We start from the raw sequence: 15520 nt of genomic DNA, 5'->3' as shown, positions 1-15520 counted from the left end.
CACCGCGTCGTCGCTCTCCTCATGTGCGCCTGCCACTCGGCGTCGGCCCGCCGGTAGCGTCGGCGCCATGGACCGGCCCGCCCAGCGCACCGACGAGGTGCCCGTACCGCGTGCCGGACAGGTGCTGGTGCGGACGCTGCCTGCCGCGCTCATGCTGACCCTCGGTACTCCAGGACTGGCCCTGTGGGGACTGGACGAGAGCGGCAGCGCACGAGCCGAGTGGGTGCTGCTCCTGGGTCTACCTGCGCGTGCTGCACTCCGCCGGCCGCACCGGCTGACGATCCGTCGGACCGAACTGGGCCAGGCCTGCTCGTCGGGCACGTGGACCGGCAGCACTGCGTCGTCGACGACCTCCAGCTTCCAGGTGACGGTCGAGCCGATCCGGAACGGTTCACCGCAGCACTGCTGCCACCCACTCGCGCAGCTCCACCTCGATCATCATGACGTGAACCTGGCAGCGCCAGGCGACGCTCGCCCTGCCCGCTACCGGCACCTCGGGCGATGTCCCCCCGCCCGTCGCGAGGGAGCGGCCGATGTGCCAGGAGCAGACACGTCAAGCCGTCACTCGCGTGGGCCGGTATCGCTGGGCCACCGCCCCCGACCGGAACTCATGGCGGTCCACGAGCTCGAGCTGGATGCGCTCGCGCAGACCGGCGAGCAACGTCGGCCCGTGCCCGGCAAGGACCGGCTGCACCACGAACTCGTACTCGTCGATCAGTCCCAGATCCGCCAACGCCGTCGGAAGCGTCACGCCACCCACCCACAGGCCCTCGCCCGGCTCCTGCTTGAGCCGTTCGACCGCCGGCCCCACGTCGCCTCGCACCAGCTCGGCGTTCCAATCGACCTCGCTCAGCGTGCTCGACACGACGTACTTCTTCGCCCGGTCCATGGCCTCGGCGAACGGGATCTCCCACTCATTCATCCAGTCGGGCCACGGGCCCGTGGCCGGCTTCCGCCACGCCGACTGCATCATCTCGTAGGTCACCCGGCCGAACAGCAGGGCATCGACTCGCTCCATCTGAGTGGTCCAGTAGCGCATCGACTCCTCGTCCGGGGGAAGTCCCGCCTCGTGATGGCAGCAGCCGTCGAGCGTGACGTTGATCGAGTATCGAAGTGGTCTCATCTCGTCGTTCTCCCTTGCTGTGGCGCCGATGCTAGAGCCACTGGCATCACCGCGAAGATCACGGCGGCGATCGGGATGCGGATGCGCCACGGCATGAACCGGGTGAACTCCGGTGTCCCCCGCTCCCCTCGGTCGGTCATGCCTCATGATCGCCGACCACGCCGGCCGGGGGTAGACCCGGCGCCCGGCCGGGCAGGTGTCCCCGTTGGTGTTCGAGCACGAAGTGCTCCCTGCGGGACGAGTCAACGTCGGCCGGCCCGAGTGGGGCACTCGGTCCAGCCTCCGACTGCCGCGGAATACCGCGATTACAGCGTGCCCCCAGTCAGACTCGAACTGACACTGAGCGGATTTTAAGTCCGCTGCCTCTGCCGATTGGGCTATGGGGGCCGGTGCCGGCCACGTCACCGGGCCGCCGCCCCACCCTATCGTCTCCTTCCTGTCACCTCACCGGTCCGGGCGCGGGCCGCCGGGGAATCCCGTCTCGTCGAGCGGGCACCGGATCCAGTAGTCTGGCACCGTGGTCGAGCAGCCGGCCGCGACGTCGTCGCACCCGCAGGAGGCTGCCCCCGTGCACCACCCCATCCCCTCGTTCCTCCGGTTTCCTCCCGACGGCGGAGACCGCCCGGCGCCCGCCCCGGTACGGTCCGCCCCGGCACCCGACGGAACCACAGCAGCATGAGCGAGGTCGTCGCCCCGCCCTCCGGCAGGACCTACCTGATGCCCGACGACGCGTTCCCGGCCGATCTCACCGAGCTGTCCCTCGCCGAGCTGCACGTCCTGCACAGCAGGGTCGGCCGCCAGCTCGACCGGGAGTACCTCGGTGACGCGGCCGGAGCACACCCGGTCACCCTCGAGCGTCACCAGGAGCTGACCGTGGAGCTCGACGCCCGCGAGATCGCCCACCCCCAGCGCACCGCCTGACGGACGAGGGAGCCGGCCGGGACGACGGGGCCGACGGCGAGCGCCCGGACGGGCGCGCTTCGGCCGCTGACGCTCTCCGCCCCGGACTGCAAATCATGCAAAGCACTGGTCAGCAGGCGTGCGGCGGCCTAGCCTGGGAGGGGGTCGAGCAGCCGGCCGCACCGTTCCCGGTCGAGAGGTTGCCCTCATGAACCCCCAGCTCGCTCCGTCCCCGTCCCTGCCGTCGGTGGCGCCCTCGGCGCCCGACACGTTCCTGTCCCCCGCGGACCCGTTCCCCTCCGCCCTCGCGGAGCTGGACCTCACCGAGCTGCAGGTGCTGCACAGTCGTGTCTGCCGCCGGCTCGAGCAGGAGTACCTCACCGATCCGGACGGGCCCCATCCCGTGACGCAGGACCGCTGCCAGGAGCTGGTGGCCGAGCTCGACACCCGTCAGCAGTTCCTCGCCCCGCCGGTCCGACTCACCGAGGTGCCGTCCGGGTCGGAGCCGGCGCCCGGAGAGGAGCCCGCACCCGAGGGGATGACGGTGCGCTCGGGCGGGCCCTCGCCGGAGCCGGCGCCGCAGCTCGCACCTGTTCCCGGGAGCGAGCCGCCGGCCCGGGAGGCCGCCGGGACCGGCGAGGTGCTGCACGACCTGGGCGAGCTGCGCCCCGGGGACCGGATCGAGGTGTGGCACCGGGGTCTGCTGCACTGCCGGGGCACCGTGGAGGAGGTCTGCCCGGCCCTGGGCGTGGCCTGGCTGCGCGAGGCCGGGGACGGCTACCGGCGGATGGCCCACGCCCACGACAACGAGCTGCGCCGGATCCCCTCCCCCTGAGGCCGACCGCCGGCCGGGCCGGCACCTCCGCCCGGCGGGTTGGGGTACCGCGCCCGGGAACGGCTCGACCCCGCCCCGGCACGCGGCCGGGACGGGGTCGAACGAGGAGCGGGTCGGATCAGAGGTTGGCCTTGCGCGGGGCCGGGGCCTTGCCGGCCGCGACCTGGAACCGCGTGCGCGGGTCCCGCTCGTGGCGCAGCGTGGTGGTGTCCCGGCCGAACACGAAGTTCAGGGCCCACTCGGTGAAGACGCGGGCCTTGCGGTCCACGGTGGGGATCGCGTAGCCGTGGTAGAGCCGGTGCATGGCCCAGGCGGCGACGCCGGAGAACTCGAGGCCCTTCTCGGGCAGCCCGGGGAGGTTCTTGATGCTGGCCACCCCCTTGTACAGCCCGAGCCCGGCGACCGCGCCGAGGTTCTCGTGGTAGTAGTCCTCGAGCGGCTTGCCCGCGCGGGCGGCCAGGATGTTCTTGACCATCGTGTGCGCCTGGCGCACCGCGTGCTGGGCGTTGGGGACGCAGAACCCGCCGACTCCCCCGCCGGTCAGGTCCGGCACCGCGGCGACGTCGCCGGCCGCCCACGCACCCTCGAGGGGCCCGTCGTCGCCGGTGATCCGCAGGTCCGCACCGGTCCGGACCCGGCCGCGCTCGTCCAGCGGGAAGTCCGTGGACTTGACGAGCGGGTTGGCCTGCACGCCGGCGGTCCAGATCAGCGTGTCGGTGCCGAACTCGCCGGCCGGGGACTTGTCCTCCATGTTGACGAGCTTCAGGTGCTTGTCCACCGCGGAGTCGAGCGACGTGTTGAGCAGGACCTCGATGCCGCGGCTGCGCAGGTGCGCCACGACCTTCTCCGCACGCTCCTCGGAGACCTCGGGCATGATCCGGCCCATGGCCTCGATGAGCACGAAGCGCAGGTCGGAGACCTGCAGCCGCTCGTTGCGCTCGACCGCGCTGCGGGCCATGTCCTCGATCTCGGCGATGGTCTCGGTGCCGGCGTAGCCGCCGCCGACCACCACGAAGGTCAGCGCCCGGCGCTTGGCCTCCTCGTCGGTGGTGAGGGAGGCGACCTCGATGCGCTCGAGCACCCAGTTGCGCACCGCCACGGCCTCCTCGATGGTCTTGAGGCCGATGCCGTTCTCGGCGAGGCCCTCGATCGGGAAGGCGCGGGTGACGGAGCCGCCGGCGACGACGACCTCGTCGTAGGCGAGCTCGAAGGTCTCGCCCTCGTCGATGCCCTTGACGGTCGCGGTGCGGTTGGCGTGGTCGACCCCGAGCACGTGCCCGGTGACGATCTCGCAGTCCTTGAGGTGCTGCCGGTGAGGCACGACCGCGCTGCGGGCGGAGACGTTGCCGCCTGCCACCTCGGGCAGGAAGGGAAGGTACATCATGTACGGGTTGGGATCCACCACGGTGACGACTCCGCCGGAGTCCTTGATCCGCTTCTGCAGTTCCTGCGCCACGGTGAAGCCGACGTAGCCTCCGCCGACGATCAGCAGGCGAGGACGGTCCTTGGCCAGTTGAGTGAAAGACATGCCCCCGAGTCTACTCAGAACGCTGTCGATATCAGTCCTCGTGCGGGGCGCCCCCAGCGTGTTCCCGCGCACGCCTCAGGAGCGGCTCCCCGGCCCCTCCGCCGCGCCGTCCGCCACGATGCGGCGGATGTGCACCACGGCGCCCACGGTGAGGCCCAGCACGAGCAGCCCGAACCCGGCGAGCACCACCACGGGCAGCAGCCCGGTCTCGTCGATCGGGGCGACCGGCTCCGGCGGGGCGACCTCCGCCTCGACCTCCTCCGTGACGGGCGCCGCGCTCTCGGTGGGGCCCGGCGTGGGGGTCGCCGTGGCGCTCCTGCGGTGCACCCGCACCCACTGCTCCATGCTGCCGAGCGGGTTGCGGTCCACCTCGGGGACGTCCTCCGTGAGGGCGGCCTCGACGTCCAGGACCCCGTAGCCGTAGAGCGGGTCCTTGCCCGGCGCCCCGGTGTCCCGGGCGGTGGAGACGATGCGGTTCGCGATCTGGGCGGAGCTCATGTCCGGCCACTTCGACTTGATCAGCGCCGCGGTGCCGGCCACCACGGGCGCGGACGCGGACGTCCCGGCCCAGGTGGCGTACCGGTCGCCGGGGATCGCGCCGACCATGTCCTCCGAGGGGCCCGCCACGGCGATGGAGATCCCCTGCGAGGAGGACTCCCAGCTGGCCTCCCCGGAGCGGCCCACGCCGCCCACGGTCAGCACGCCGGGGATGGTCGCCGGGGCACCGACCTGGACGAGCCCCGAGCCCCGGTTGCCCGCCGAGGCGACGACGAGCACGTCCTGCTCCTCGGCGTAGAGGAAGGCCTCGTCCCAGCTCTCGGGCCACGAGGTCGCGTTGGAGCCCACCGACATGTTGATGACGTCCGCGCCGTTGTCCACGGCCCACCGGACGGCGTCCGGGAGCTGCTCGTCGACGCTGCGGACCTCCGGGCTCTCGTTCCCCAGCCACGTGGACACGGCGAGCACGTCGGCGTCCGGGGCCACGCCCACGATGCCGGCGGGCCGGCCGGGGGCGTCGTCGTCCCGCCCGCCCGGGGGCACGTGCCCGCGGCCCGCGGCCACGGACGCCACGAGGGTCCCGTGCTCCGGCTCGGTGCCGAGGCCCTCCTGGCCGTCGGCGGCACCACCCCCGGAGACGTCGGTGCCGCCCACCACGGCGCCCTCGAGGTCCTGGTGCGAGCCGTCCACCCCGGTGTCGATGACGGCGATCCGCACCCCTTCCCCCGTGGACTCCTTCCAGGCCTCGCGCACGCCGTACTCGTCCAGCCAGTACTGCAGGGGGCGGATCCCGTCCTCGGCGATGCGGGAGGTGTCCGGGGCGCGCGTGGCGCCCTCGCTCGGCACGGGCGCCACGCTGACGGGGTCCTCGAGCGGGATGCTCGGGGCCGGCCCGGGCACCGCGGGACGGGCCTCGGCCGGCCCCGCCCCGGGCAGCGCCAGCGCACCGGCGCCGAGCACGGCCGAGGCCGCGCCCACCGCGCCCCACCGCGTGAGGGCGCGGTGGCGCGGGGAACGACGGCGGGGTGCGCTGGAAGACATGTGTCCTTCCGGGTCGGTGGGGGTCCGGGCGGGTCAGCCGACCTGGGAGAGGGCGATCCCGTCCAAAATATCGTGCTCGCTCGCGATCGCCGAGTCCACCCGTCCGCCGGTGGCCGCCCCCACCCGCTCGACGATCCGCCGCCACACGAGGGCGCCGCCGCCGATGACGTCGACCCGGCCCTCGTGCATGTAGGGCAGTGCCGCGCGCTCCGAGCGGGTCATGCCCGTGAGCTCCCGGCACGCCTGCGCGATCCGCTCCGCCGGCAGCTCCGCGCCGTCGATCGCCGCGGGGTCGTAGGCGGACAGCCCGAGTGCGTGCGCGGTGACGGTCGTGATGGTGCCGGCGACGCCCACGAGCTGGGTGGTCTCGGCGAGGGGCACGCTCTGCAGGACCACGTCCACGGCGTGGTCGACGTCGCGCAGCACCGCGTCCTGCTGCTGGGTCGTCGGCGGGTTGGAGCCGAGGTGGCGCTCCGTCAGGCGCACGCAGCCGATGTCCATGCTGCGCTCGGCGAGCACTCCCTGGGCGTTGCCGAGCACGAACTCGGTCGACCCGCCGCCGAGGTCGATCACCAGGACCCGGTCCTCGGGATCGGCCCCGCCCACGGCCGCCGAGGCGCCGCGGAAGGACAGCTCCGCCTCCTCGTCGCCGCTGATGACCTCGGGGGTCACGCCGAGGCGCTCGCGGATCCCCGCGAGGAAGACGTCCCGGTTCCCGGCGTCGCGGGTCGCGCTCGTGGCCACGAAGCGCAGCTGCTCCACGTCGTGCTTCTTCAGCAGCTTGGCGTACTCGTCCGTGGCCGCGAACGTGCGTTCGAGCGCCGCCTCGGCGAGCCACCCGGTGGCGTCCACGCCCTGGCCCAGGCGGACCACGCGCATCTCGCGCACCACGTCGTCGAGCACCGTGCGGCGGTGCTCCTCCCGGGTGTCGGCGATGAGCAGTCGGATGGAGTTCGTGCCGCAGTCGATGGCGCCTACACGCATGGGGAGTCCTCGGGGTGTCGGGGGCGGGTGGATCTCGGGCCCGCGCCGGGCGGGGCCGCGGCGGCGGGCGCCGCGGGTGGGTCTCAGTCCTCGCGCCAGGCGGGGTCGCAGTGGCAGGCCCCGGGGGTCCACCACTCGGTGATCGCCTCGAGGGTCTCGTCCCCGAGCGGGTTCACGCCGGGCCCGGCCGCGAGCGCGTGGCCGGCCAGCACGTGCAGGCACTTGACCCGCACGGGCATGCCCCCGGCGGAGATGCCCTCGATCTCGGGAACGGGCCCGGTGCCGGCCTCGGCGCCGATCCGGGCGCGCTCGCGGAGGTAGTCCTCGTGCGCGGCGCGGTGGGCGGCGGCCAGGGCCTCGTCCGCGGCGATCCGGTCCGTCATCTCGTACATCAGGCCGGCGGCCTCGAGCCGGGACACCGCGGCCGTGATGACGGGGTGGGCGAGGTAGAACACGGTGGGGAACGGGGTGCCGTTGGCCAGCCGGGGGGCGGTGGCCGCCACGAGCGGGTTCCCGCACGTGCAGCGGGCCGGGATCTCGACGACGTCGCGCACCGGGCGCCCGAGCTGCCGGGAGAGGACCTGCAGGTCCAGGGCCGTGGGCTCGACCGTCTCGGCCGTCACCCCGAGCCCCCGGGGGGCGGATCGGTCGCCGGGCTCGTGTCCGTGCTGGGGGTTCACGCCGTTCCTCACTCCGCGGGGCTGCCGCGGCTGTCCGTCGCCGCGTCCTGCGGCGCGTCGGCCCCGTCCGCCGGGGCGGCCGGGACGGTCTCGTCTGTCGGTTCCGTCTGCTCTGTCTGCTCTGTCTGCGCTGTCCGCCCGGCGGCGCCGGACTCCTGGTCCGGGCCCGAGTCCCCGGGGGCGGCGGGGTCGCCCGGCTCCTCGCCGGAGTCCGTGCTGTCGGTGTCCGTGCCGCCGGACTCCGTGTCCTCGGCGGCCGCGGCGCCCGCCACGGGGCCGGCGTCCTCGTAGGCGGAGGCCACGACGGACTGCCAGAGGGCGTCCACCCATGCGGGCTTCTCGGCCTCGACCTGCGCCGCCGAGGAGTCCACCACGGCGCCGTCCATCTCCTCGGCGCCCACCACGAGGTAGGACCGCTCCCCCGGCATGACGTAGAGCAGCCGGTCCCGGGCCCGCTGCTGGACGTAGGTCTCGTCCGACCACTGGTCCACCTGGTCCTCGAGGGAGGCCTTCTGGGCCTCCATGTCGGCGATGGCGCGCTCGAGCTGGGCGATCTCCGCCCGCTGCTCGAGGAAGATCTTGGTGGTCGGCGCCGCCAGGAAGACGATGAGGACGGCCACGAGCGTGAGGATCAGGAACCGGCCGCTGAAGGTCCGGGCGGGAACGGGCGACCCCACGGCGCTGGACCCGCCGCCGGATCCGCCGGCAGGCCCGGCGTCGCGCCCCCGCGTCCCCTGCGCGGCGTCGCGCCCGCCGAGCAGGCGGGTGGTGCGCGGGCGGGGAGCGGGCATGCTGACCTCACGGGGGAAGGGCGGGGACGGGGACCAGTGTAGCGCTCACGGGTGAGCGGCCGCCCGGGGACGGCCGCTCACCCGCACGACGACGGGCCGGCCCGGCCGGTCAGCCGCCGCGGCTCGTCACTTCGCGGTGTAGCGCGGGAACGCGGAGGCGCCCGCGTAGCGCGCGGCGTCCCCGAGCTCCTCCTCGATGCGCAGCAGCTGGTTGTACTTGGCCACGCGCTCCGAGCGGGCCGGGGCCCCGGTCTTGATCTGCCCGGCGTTGGTGGCCACCGCGATGTCCGCGATCGTGGTGTCCTCGGTCTCGCCCGAGCGGTGCGAGATCATGCAGTGGAACATGTGCCGCTGGGCCAGGGAGATGGCGTCGAAGGTCTCCGTGAGGGAGCCGATCTGGTTGACCTTCACGAGCAGCGCGTTGCCGGCGCCCTCCTCGATGCCGCGGGAGAGCCGCTCCGGGTTGGTGACGAAGAGGTCGTCGCCGACGATCTGCACCTGGGTGCCCACGGAGGCGGTCAGGGTCTGCCAGCCCTCCCAGTCGTCCTCGTCCAGCGGGTCCTCGATGGAGACGATCGGGTAGTCCCGCACGAGCTCCTCGTAGTAGGCGGTCATCTCCGCGGCGGTGAGCTGCTTGCCCTCGAAGCTGTACTTGCCGTTCTCGAAGAACTCGGAGGAGGCGACGTCCAGGGCGAGCGCCACGTCGGTGCCCACGGTGTACCCGGCCTTCTCGATCGCCTCCGAGATGAGGTCGAGCGCGGCGCGGTTGGACTCGAGGTTCGGGGCGAAGCCGCCCTCGTCGCCGAGCCCGGTGGCCAGCCCTCGCTCCTTGAGCACGGCCTTGAGGGAGTGGTAGACCTCCACGCCGGTGCGCAGCGCCTCGGAGAAGGTCGGGGCGCCGATCGGGGCGATCATGAACTCCTGGATGTCCACGTTGGAGTCGGCGTGCGAGCCGCCGTTGAGGATGTTCATCATCGGCACCGGGAGCACGTGCGCGTTGGGCCCGCCCAGGTACTTGTACAGCTCGAGGTCGGAGGCGTTCGCGGCGGCGCGGGCCACGGCCAGGGAGACGCCCAGGATGGCGTTGGCGCCGAGGCCGGCCTTGTTGTCCGTGCCGTCGAGGTCGAGCATGGTCCGGTCGACCAGCCGCTGGTCGGTCGCGTCGAGACCGATCACGGCCTCGCCGATCTCCTCGTCGACGGCCTTCACGGCGTCGAGGACGCCCTTGCCGAGGTACACCTTCTGGTCGCCGTCACGGCGCTCGACGGCCTCGAAGGCACCGGTCGAGGCGCCCGAGGGCACCGCCGCCCGGCCGTAGCTGCCGTCCTCCAGCAGCACCTCGACCTCCACGGTCGGGTTGCCGCGGGAGTCGAGGATCTGGCGGGCGTGCACTGCGGTGATCATGGCCATGGGTTGCTCCTGACGTTGGTGCTGGGCTTGTCGCTGTCGTGGGTGGTGCGGGTGCGGCGGGTCGGCCGGGGCTCCGGTGCCGGGCACCGGCCGGGGTCCCGCTCCGGCGGGGCCGGGCACCCCCGGCGGCTCCAGCCTAGCGACTCGGCGCCGGAGGCCGGCCGTGGGCGGCGGCGCGTGACGGGATCAGTGCCCGTCCCGGGCCGCGGCGTACGCGCGGGCGGCCCCGCGCAGGGCCCGCTCGGCGTCGTGGCCGCGGGCGGAGGCGGTGCGCACGAGCGCGAACAGCGCCGCGCCCAGCTCCTCCTCGGTGTCCGGGCCGCCGGGCTCCTCCGCGCCGGGGGCCGCCGGTTCGAGACCGTGCTTGCGGGCCCGCGCCAGCGTCTTCTCCGCGAGGGCGAGGGCCGGCAGGTGCGGCGGGATGCCGTCGAAGGGACCGGTCCGCTCGGGCTTCTCCGCCCGTTTGAGGTCCTCCCAGCGGGAGTGCAGCTGCTCGAGGGAGTGCTCCCCCGCCACGTCCCCGGTGGCCCCGGGGCCGAAGACGTGCGGGTGGCGGCGGACCAGCTTGGCCGTGATCGCCTCGAGCACGTCCGCCACGTCGAAGCCGCCCTCGGCGCGCGGGCGCTCCTGCGCGACCCGGGCGTGGAAGACGACCTGGAGCAGGACGTCGCCGAGCTCCTCGACGAGCAGCCCGGCGTGCGCGGCCGGACCGCCCTCGGCCTCGACCGCCTCGACCACCTCGTAGGCCTCCTCCACGAGGTAGCGCACGAGGGACTCGTGGGTCTGCTGCCCGTCCCAGGCGCAGCCGCCCGGGGAGCGCAGCCGGTCCATGACCGCCACGAGCTCCGCGAAGCGCTGCGCGGTCCGCTCCGGGACGCCCAGTCCCGCCGCGACGTCGTCGGTGCCGTGCCCCTGGCTCATGCGTGCATCCCCTCGAAGCCGTCGGTGATCATCCCGTCCAGGGCGGTGCGGTCCTCGAGCGGGAGGAACGCGGCGGCCGCGGCGTTGCGCTGCAGCCGCTCCAGGTCCTCGAGCCCGTAGCCGAAGTGCGCCACGAGGAGGGCCAGCTCGTCCGTGACCGTGGTCCCGCTCATGAGCCGGTTGTCCGGGGAGACGGTCACGGTGAAGCCGGTCCGGTAGAGCATGTCCACCGGGTGCCGGTCGAGGCTGCCGCCGAACGCCGCCACCGCGCCGGTCTGGAGGTTGGACGTGGGGCACACCTCGAGGGCGATGCCCCGGTCGCGGACCCACTCGGCCGTGCGCCCGAGGTCGACGACGGCGACGTCCTCCAGGTAGTCGATGTCGATGTCCTCCGCGATGCGCACCCCGTGGCCCAGGCGCAGGGCGCGGCCCGTGGCCAGGGCGTCCCGGATGGACTCGATGCCCGCGGCCTCCCCGGCGTGCAGGGTGACGGGCATCAGCTCGTCCGCGAGCAGCTCCAGGGCCGCGCGGTGCCGGGCCGGCGGGAAGCCGTCCTCGGGACCCGCGAGGTCGAACGCCACCACGCCGCGGTCCCGGTTGGCGACCACGAGGCGGGCGACCTCCAGGGAGCGGTCGGCCTGGCGCATGGCGCACAGGATCTGGGTGACGGACACGATGTGGCCGGCGTCCTCCGCGGCGAGCACGCCCTCCGAGAGCCCGAGCCGGACGGCCTCGACGGCCTCCGCCATGGACAGCCCGCCCGCGGTGTGCTGCTCGGGCGCCCACCGCACCTCGGCGTGGACCACCCCGTCCGCCACGAGGTCCTCGACGTACTCCCGGGCGCAGCGCACGAGCGCCTCGGGGGTCTGCATCACCGCGACCGTGTGCTCGAAGGTGGCCAGGTAGCGCAGCAGGGAGCCGGAGCCGGCGCTCTCCCGCATCCACCGGCCCAGCGCCTCCGGCTCCTCGGCCGGCAGGCGGTGCCCGGCGGCGGCGGCCAGCTCCACCACGGTGGCCGGGCGCAGGGCGCCGTCGAGGTGGTCGTGCAGGCACACCTTGGGCAGGTCGCGCAGCACCCGGTCCGGCACACGGCCCGGGTGCCGTTCGGCGGCGGTCAGCATCACGGTCGGGACGGCCCCTGTCTCGGTCGGTGTCTCGGTCGGTCTCAGTAGTTCCAGTCCTGCAGGGCCTCGTTCATGTGCTGCGGGATGTGCGCCCCGGTGCGGGGGTACATGCGCAGCTCCTCGAGGTAGTTCTGCGCGGGCAGCCGCTCCTCGTAGCGCACGAAGGCCTCCTCGTCCGCGTAGTCGAAGTTCACCTCCGGGGGGATGCCCGGGCGGAAGCGGAACATCATCGCGAGCGGCGCGCCGTTGCCCTCCACGTAGGACTCGTCCTTGAGCTCCTGCACGTGCAGCAGCTCCTCGGGGATCAGGTCGAAGGTGCGCCGCTGGTCCCAGAAGCCGTTCTTGCGCACGTGCGTGAGCGCGTCGTAGTACGTGCCGAGGGCACGCACCCGCACGAGGACGGTGGAGACGTCCATGGCCGTGCCGTCCTCGCCGAACAGCCGCCGCTGCGCGTCGCCGAGCCGGCGCAGGACGTCGACCTCCTTGAGCACGAGGTTGCCCTCGGCCAGCTTGTCCTGGGACGGCCGGTCCGGGGTCCCCGCCGGCGCCCGGTAGGACGGCGAGACGTCGGTGGAGACCGCGGTCTCCGGGGCGGAGGAGCCGTGGTCGTCCGCGGCGGTGCCGGCGGCGGCCGCGGCGGCCGTCGCGGCCGCCGGCCCCGTGGGCGCGGGCGGCTCGACGTCCTCGTGCCACTCCTCGTGGTCGACGTGCTCGGGGACGTCGTGGTGCGCGGTGCCGGAGCCAGGGGCCTCGTCGGGGCGGACGTCGTGGTCGGGGGCGCGCTGCTCGTCGTCCGCCCGGTCCGCCGGGCCCTCCGTCGCGGCGGCGGGCTCCGCCCCGGCGGCCGCCTCGGGCTCCGGGACCCCGGTCCGCTCGGGCGCGGACACGTCGGCCGGCTCGGACGCAGGGACTGCGGCGGCGCCGGCCGCGGAGGACCCGGCCCCGGCGGCAGCCGCGGCGGCGGGGAGCCCGCCGCCCGCGTGCTCCGGGCTCGGCGCCGCGGGTCCGTCGGAGGCGCCGGCGGAGTGCTGCTCGCCGGCCGTCCGAGCGTCGTCGGGCTGCGGCTCGGCACCGGGCCGCGTCCCGCCGGCGGACCGCGCGTCGTCGGACCGCGCGTCGTCGGCGTGCTCCGTGCCGGCGGCGGACTGCCCGCCGCCGGCCCCGGCGTGACCCGGCGCGGGCCGGCCGGACCGCCAGGTCCGGACCTCCTCGCCGCCGTCGGGGAACCCGTAGGTCGTCACCACGGGCCGGACCCCGTCCTGCTCCGGGCCCACCTCGATGCGGGCGTTCTGCCACGCGCCGCGCGGCGAGGACATGGCCTCGCTGTAGAGGTCGGCCACGGGGTCGAACAGGGGCGAGTCCTGGTCCACGGTGCCGGACTCCACGGACGGGTCGGCGCCGCCCACGGACTGCTCGGTCTGGTGCGTCATGGTGTTGCCGCGCTGGACGAGCGTGAGCACGGCGCGGTCCGCCCCCCGGGACGTCAGCCGGTCCACGAGGAAGGGCAGCGGCCCACGGTCCGGCAGCGGCCGGGGCTCCCCGGTGCTCTGCTCCCCCGTGCCGTGCTCCCGCGGGCCCTGCTCCTCGGGGCCGCGCCCGTCGGGGCGGCGGGGGCCGGTGTCCTGGCCCCCGGTGTCCTGGCCCCCGGCGTCCTGGCCCCCGGCGTCACGGGCGCCGGTGTCCCGGGCCTCCGTGTCGCGTCGGTCGGGGCCGGCGGTCCGGTCGGCCGGCTGCTCCGGCCGGCCGGTTTCGCGGCGCGGCGTGCTGTCCTCGGTGTTCTTCCGGAAAATGCCTCGCAGACCCAACTGGACCCACCCTTCCGAGCGTGCGCGCACGCCCTCGGTTCTCGTTTCGCGCTGGTTCTCTCCGCAGTATAGGCGGGCCCCCGGCCCGTCCTCGGTGCGGTCTGCCCGGCGGGCGGCCGCTCAGCGCACGGTCTCCAGGACCACGGCGCGGTCCGGGCGCGCGGCCGGGGCCTCCGGGGCGATCACGGCGGCGCCCTCGAGGGCCTCCCGGGCCCGCGCGAAGCGCTCGGGGGTGTCCGTGAGCAGGGTCAGCAGCGGCTGCCCGGCCCGGACGGTGTCCCCGGGCTTGGCGTGCAGCAGCACGCCGGCGCCGGCCTGGACCGGGTCCTCGCGCCGGGCCCGGCCCGCCCCGAGCCGCCAGGACGCCATCCCGACCCGGAGGGCGTCGAGCTCGGTGAGCACGCAGTCGGACTCGGCCACCACGGTCTCGGACTCCCGGGCCCGCGGCAGCGGGGCGTCGGGGTCGCCGCCCTGGGCGGCGACCATGGCCCGCCACACGTCCATGGCCCGGCCGTCCCGCAGCGCCTCGGCCGGGTCGGCATCGGGCATCCCGGAGGCGGCGAGCATCTCCGCGGCGAGCGCCACCGTGAGCTCCACGACGTCGGCCGGGCCGCCGCCGGCGAGCACCTCGACGGACTCCTGGACCTCCACGGCGTTGCCGACCGCCAGGCCCAGCGGCGTGGACATGTCGGTGAGCAGCGCCGTGGTCGTGACCCCGGCGTCCGTGCCGAGGTCGACCATCGTGCGGGCCAGCTCGCGGGCGGACGCGAGGTCCTTCATGAACGCCCCGGACCCCACCTTGACGTCGAGCACGAGCGACTGGGTGCCCTCGGCGATCTTCTTGGACATGATCGAGGACGCGATGAGCGGCACGGACTCGACCGTCCCGGTGACGTCCCGCAGCGCGTAGAGCTTCTTGTCCGCGGGCGCCAGGCCGGACCCCGCCGCGCAGATCACCGCGCCCACGTCCCGCAGCTGGGCCAGCATCTGCTCGTTGGACAGGGCGGCGCGCCAGCCCGGGATCGACTCGAGCTTGTCGAGGGTGCCGCCGGTGTGGCCGAGGCCGCGCCCGGACAGCTGCGGGACGGCCACTCCGAAGACCGCCACGAGCGGGGCCAGCGGCAGGGTGATCTTGTCCCCCACCCCGCCGGTCGAGTGCTTGTCCGCGGTGGCCGAGCGGGCCCCGGAGCGCACGAGCTCCGAGAAGTCCATCCGCTCGCCCGAGGCGATCATCGCGCGCGTCCAGTGCGCGATCTCGTCCCGGTCCATGCCCCGCAGGAAGACGGCCATGGCCAGGGCGCTCATCTGCTCCTCGGCCACGACCCCGCGGGTGTAGGCGTCCAGCACCCACGCGATCTGCTCGGGCGACAGCGAACCGCCGTCGCGCTTGGTCCGGATGACGTCGACGGCGTCGAACTGCTCGGTCATGGGTGGTCCTTTCGGGGACTAGAGGTTCTCGGGGCCGAAGGCGTCGGGCAGCACCTCGGCCATGCTGCGCACCCCGGAGACGGTCAGCAGCCGCAGGTCCGGCGCGCGGTGCTCGTGGAGCAGCTGCCGGCACCGCCCGCACGGCATGAGGACGTCGCCGCGCCCGTCGACGCACACGAACGCGACGAGCCGGCCGCCGCCGGACATGTGCAGGGCGGAGACCAGCGCGCACTCGGCGCACAGGGTCAGCCCGTAGGAGGCGTTCTCCACGTTGCACCCGGAGACCACCCGGCCGTCCTCGGTGAGGGCGGCGGCGCCCACGGGATAGTGCGAGTACGGGACGTAGGCGTGCTCGCGGGCGGCCACGGCGGCCTGCCGCAGCCGGTCCCAGTCGATCCGGTCCGTTGCGTCGCCGGTCGGGGCGCCGCCGGTGGGCTGGTTCTCGTGCACGG

The 15520-nt window shown here is 74.5% G+C and carries 14 protein-coding genes, 1 tRNA gene and 1 pseudogene; 2 read left to right on the top strand and 14 right to left on the bottom strand.

Features of this window, described 5'->3' with window-relative positions; genetic code table 11:
- Window positions 1–312: 312 nt before the first annotated feature.
- The 3 genes and pseudogenes from RCG67_RS10995 to RCG67_RS10985 all read right to left on the bottom strand — a co-directional run.
- A pseudogene (locus tag RCG67_RS10995) lies at window positions 313–402 on the bottom strand (DUF6578 domain-containing protein); the annotation flags it as partial.
- A 151-nt stretch (window positions 403–553) separates the two neighbouring features.
- Complete coding sequence (locus tag RCG67_RS10990) at window positions 554–1123, bottom strand: dihydrofolate reductase family protein (RefSeq protein WP_368826206.1); 570 nt, start codon at window positions 1121–1123, stop codon at window positions 554–556.
- A gap of 313 nt (window positions 1124–1436) precedes the next feature.
- A tRNA-Leu gene (locus RCG67_RS10985) sits at window positions 1437–1510 on the bottom strand.
- A 288-nt stretch (window positions 1511–1798) separates the two neighbouring features.
- On the opposite strand from RCG67_RS10985, the gene RCG67_RS10980 reads away from it, so the two are divergent.
- Window positions 1799–2044 (top strand): hypothetical protein, encoded by a 246-nt coding sequence (locus tag RCG67_RS10980; protein WP_368826204.1) that lies wholly within the window; start codon window positions 1799–1801, stop codon window positions 2042–2044.
- A gap of 187 nt (window positions 2045–2231) precedes the next feature.
- Window positions 2232–2858: a hypothetical protein gene (locus RCG67_RS10975; RefSeq protein WP_368826203.1), complete on the top strand. Its 627-nt coding sequence runs from the start codon at window positions 2232–2234 to the stop codon at window positions 2856–2858.
- Between the two features lie 118 nt (window positions 2859–2976).
- Here the strand turns inward: RCG67_RS10975 and RCG67_RS10970 are convergent, their stop codons facing one another.
- The 11 genes from RCG67_RS10970 to RCG67_RS10920 form a co-directional block, all read right to left on the bottom strand.
- Entirely contained in the window at window positions 2977–4386 is a 1410-nt protein-coding gene (locus RCG67_RS10970) for an NAD(P)/FAD-dependent oxidoreductase (RefSeq protein ID WP_368826202.1), read from the bottom strand.
- Window positions 4387–4461: 75 nt separating this feature from the next.
- A complete protein-coding gene (locus tag RCG67_RS10965) occupies window positions 4462–5925 on the bottom strand; it encodes a S8 family peptidase (RefSeq protein WP_368826201.1) in 1464 nt (487 codons plus the stop codon).
- Window positions 5926–5958: 33 nt separating this feature from the next.
- Window positions 5959–6909, bottom strand: a complete 951-nt coding sequence (locus tag RCG67_RS10960) for a Ppx/GppA phosphatase family protein (RefSeq protein ID WP_368826200.1) — start codon at window positions 6907–6909, stop codon at window positions 5959–5961.
- Between the two features lie 83 nt (window positions 6910–6992).
- Entirely contained in the window at window positions 6993–7589 is a 597-nt protein-coding gene (locus tag RCG67_RS10955; RefSeq protein ID WP_368826199.1) for a DUF501 domain-containing protein, read from the bottom strand.
- Window positions 7590–7597: 8 nt separating this feature from the next.
- Window positions 7598–8380, bottom strand: coding sequence for an FtsB family cell division protein (locus tag RCG67_RS10950; RefSeq protein ID WP_368826197.1), 783 nt, complete (start codon window positions 8378–8380; stop codon window positions 7598–7600).
- Between the two features lie 126 nt (window positions 8381–8506).
- Window positions 8507–9790: a phosphopyruvate hydratase gene (gene eno, locus RCG67_RS10945; protein ID WP_368826195.1), complete on the bottom strand. Its 1284-nt coding sequence runs from the start codon at window positions 9788–9790 to the stop codon at window positions 8507–8509.
- A gap of 186 nt (window positions 9791–9976) precedes the next feature.
- Entirely contained in the window at window positions 9977–10711 is a 735-nt protein-coding gene (locus tag RCG67_RS10940; protein WP_368826194.1) for a MazG nucleotide pyrophosphohydrolase domain-containing protein, read from the bottom strand.
- Entirely contained in the window at window positions 10708–11832 is a 1125-nt protein-coding gene (locus RCG67_RS10935) for an adenosine deaminase (protein WP_368826319.1), read from the bottom strand. Before RCG67_RS10935 ends, RCG67_RS10940 begins: the two co-directional genes overlap by 4 nt.
- Before the next feature lie 44 nt (window positions 11833–11876).
- The gene (locus tag RCG67_RS10930) at window positions 11877–13670 is read right to left on the bottom strand and encodes a hypothetical protein (RefSeq protein ID WP_368826192.1); all 1794 of its coding nucleotides are present in this window, start codon (window positions 13668–13670) and stop codon (window positions 11877–11879) included.
- 90 nt (window positions 13671–13760) lie between these two features.
- Entirely contained in the window at window positions 13761–15068 is a 1308-nt protein-coding gene (locus tag RCG67_RS10925) for a thymidine phosphorylase (protein WP_368826190.1), read from the bottom strand.
- Between the two features lie 18 nt (window positions 15069–15086).
- On the bottom strand, window positions 15087–15518 hold the full coding sequence (locus RCG67_RS10920) for a cytidine deaminase (RefSeq protein ID WP_438612661.1): 432 nt from the start codon (window positions 15516–15518) through the stop codon (window positions 15087–15089).
- Window positions 15519–15520 lie beyond the last annotated feature (2 nt).

It is taken from the genome of Kocuria cellulosilytica, assembly GCF_040981245.1.
Taxonomy (GTDB): domain Bacteria; phylum Actinomycetota; class Actinomycetes; order Actinomycetales; family Micrococcaceae; genus Kocuria; species Kocuria cellulosilytica.
This window is presented reverse-complemented; position numbering and strand designations above follow the sequence as displayed.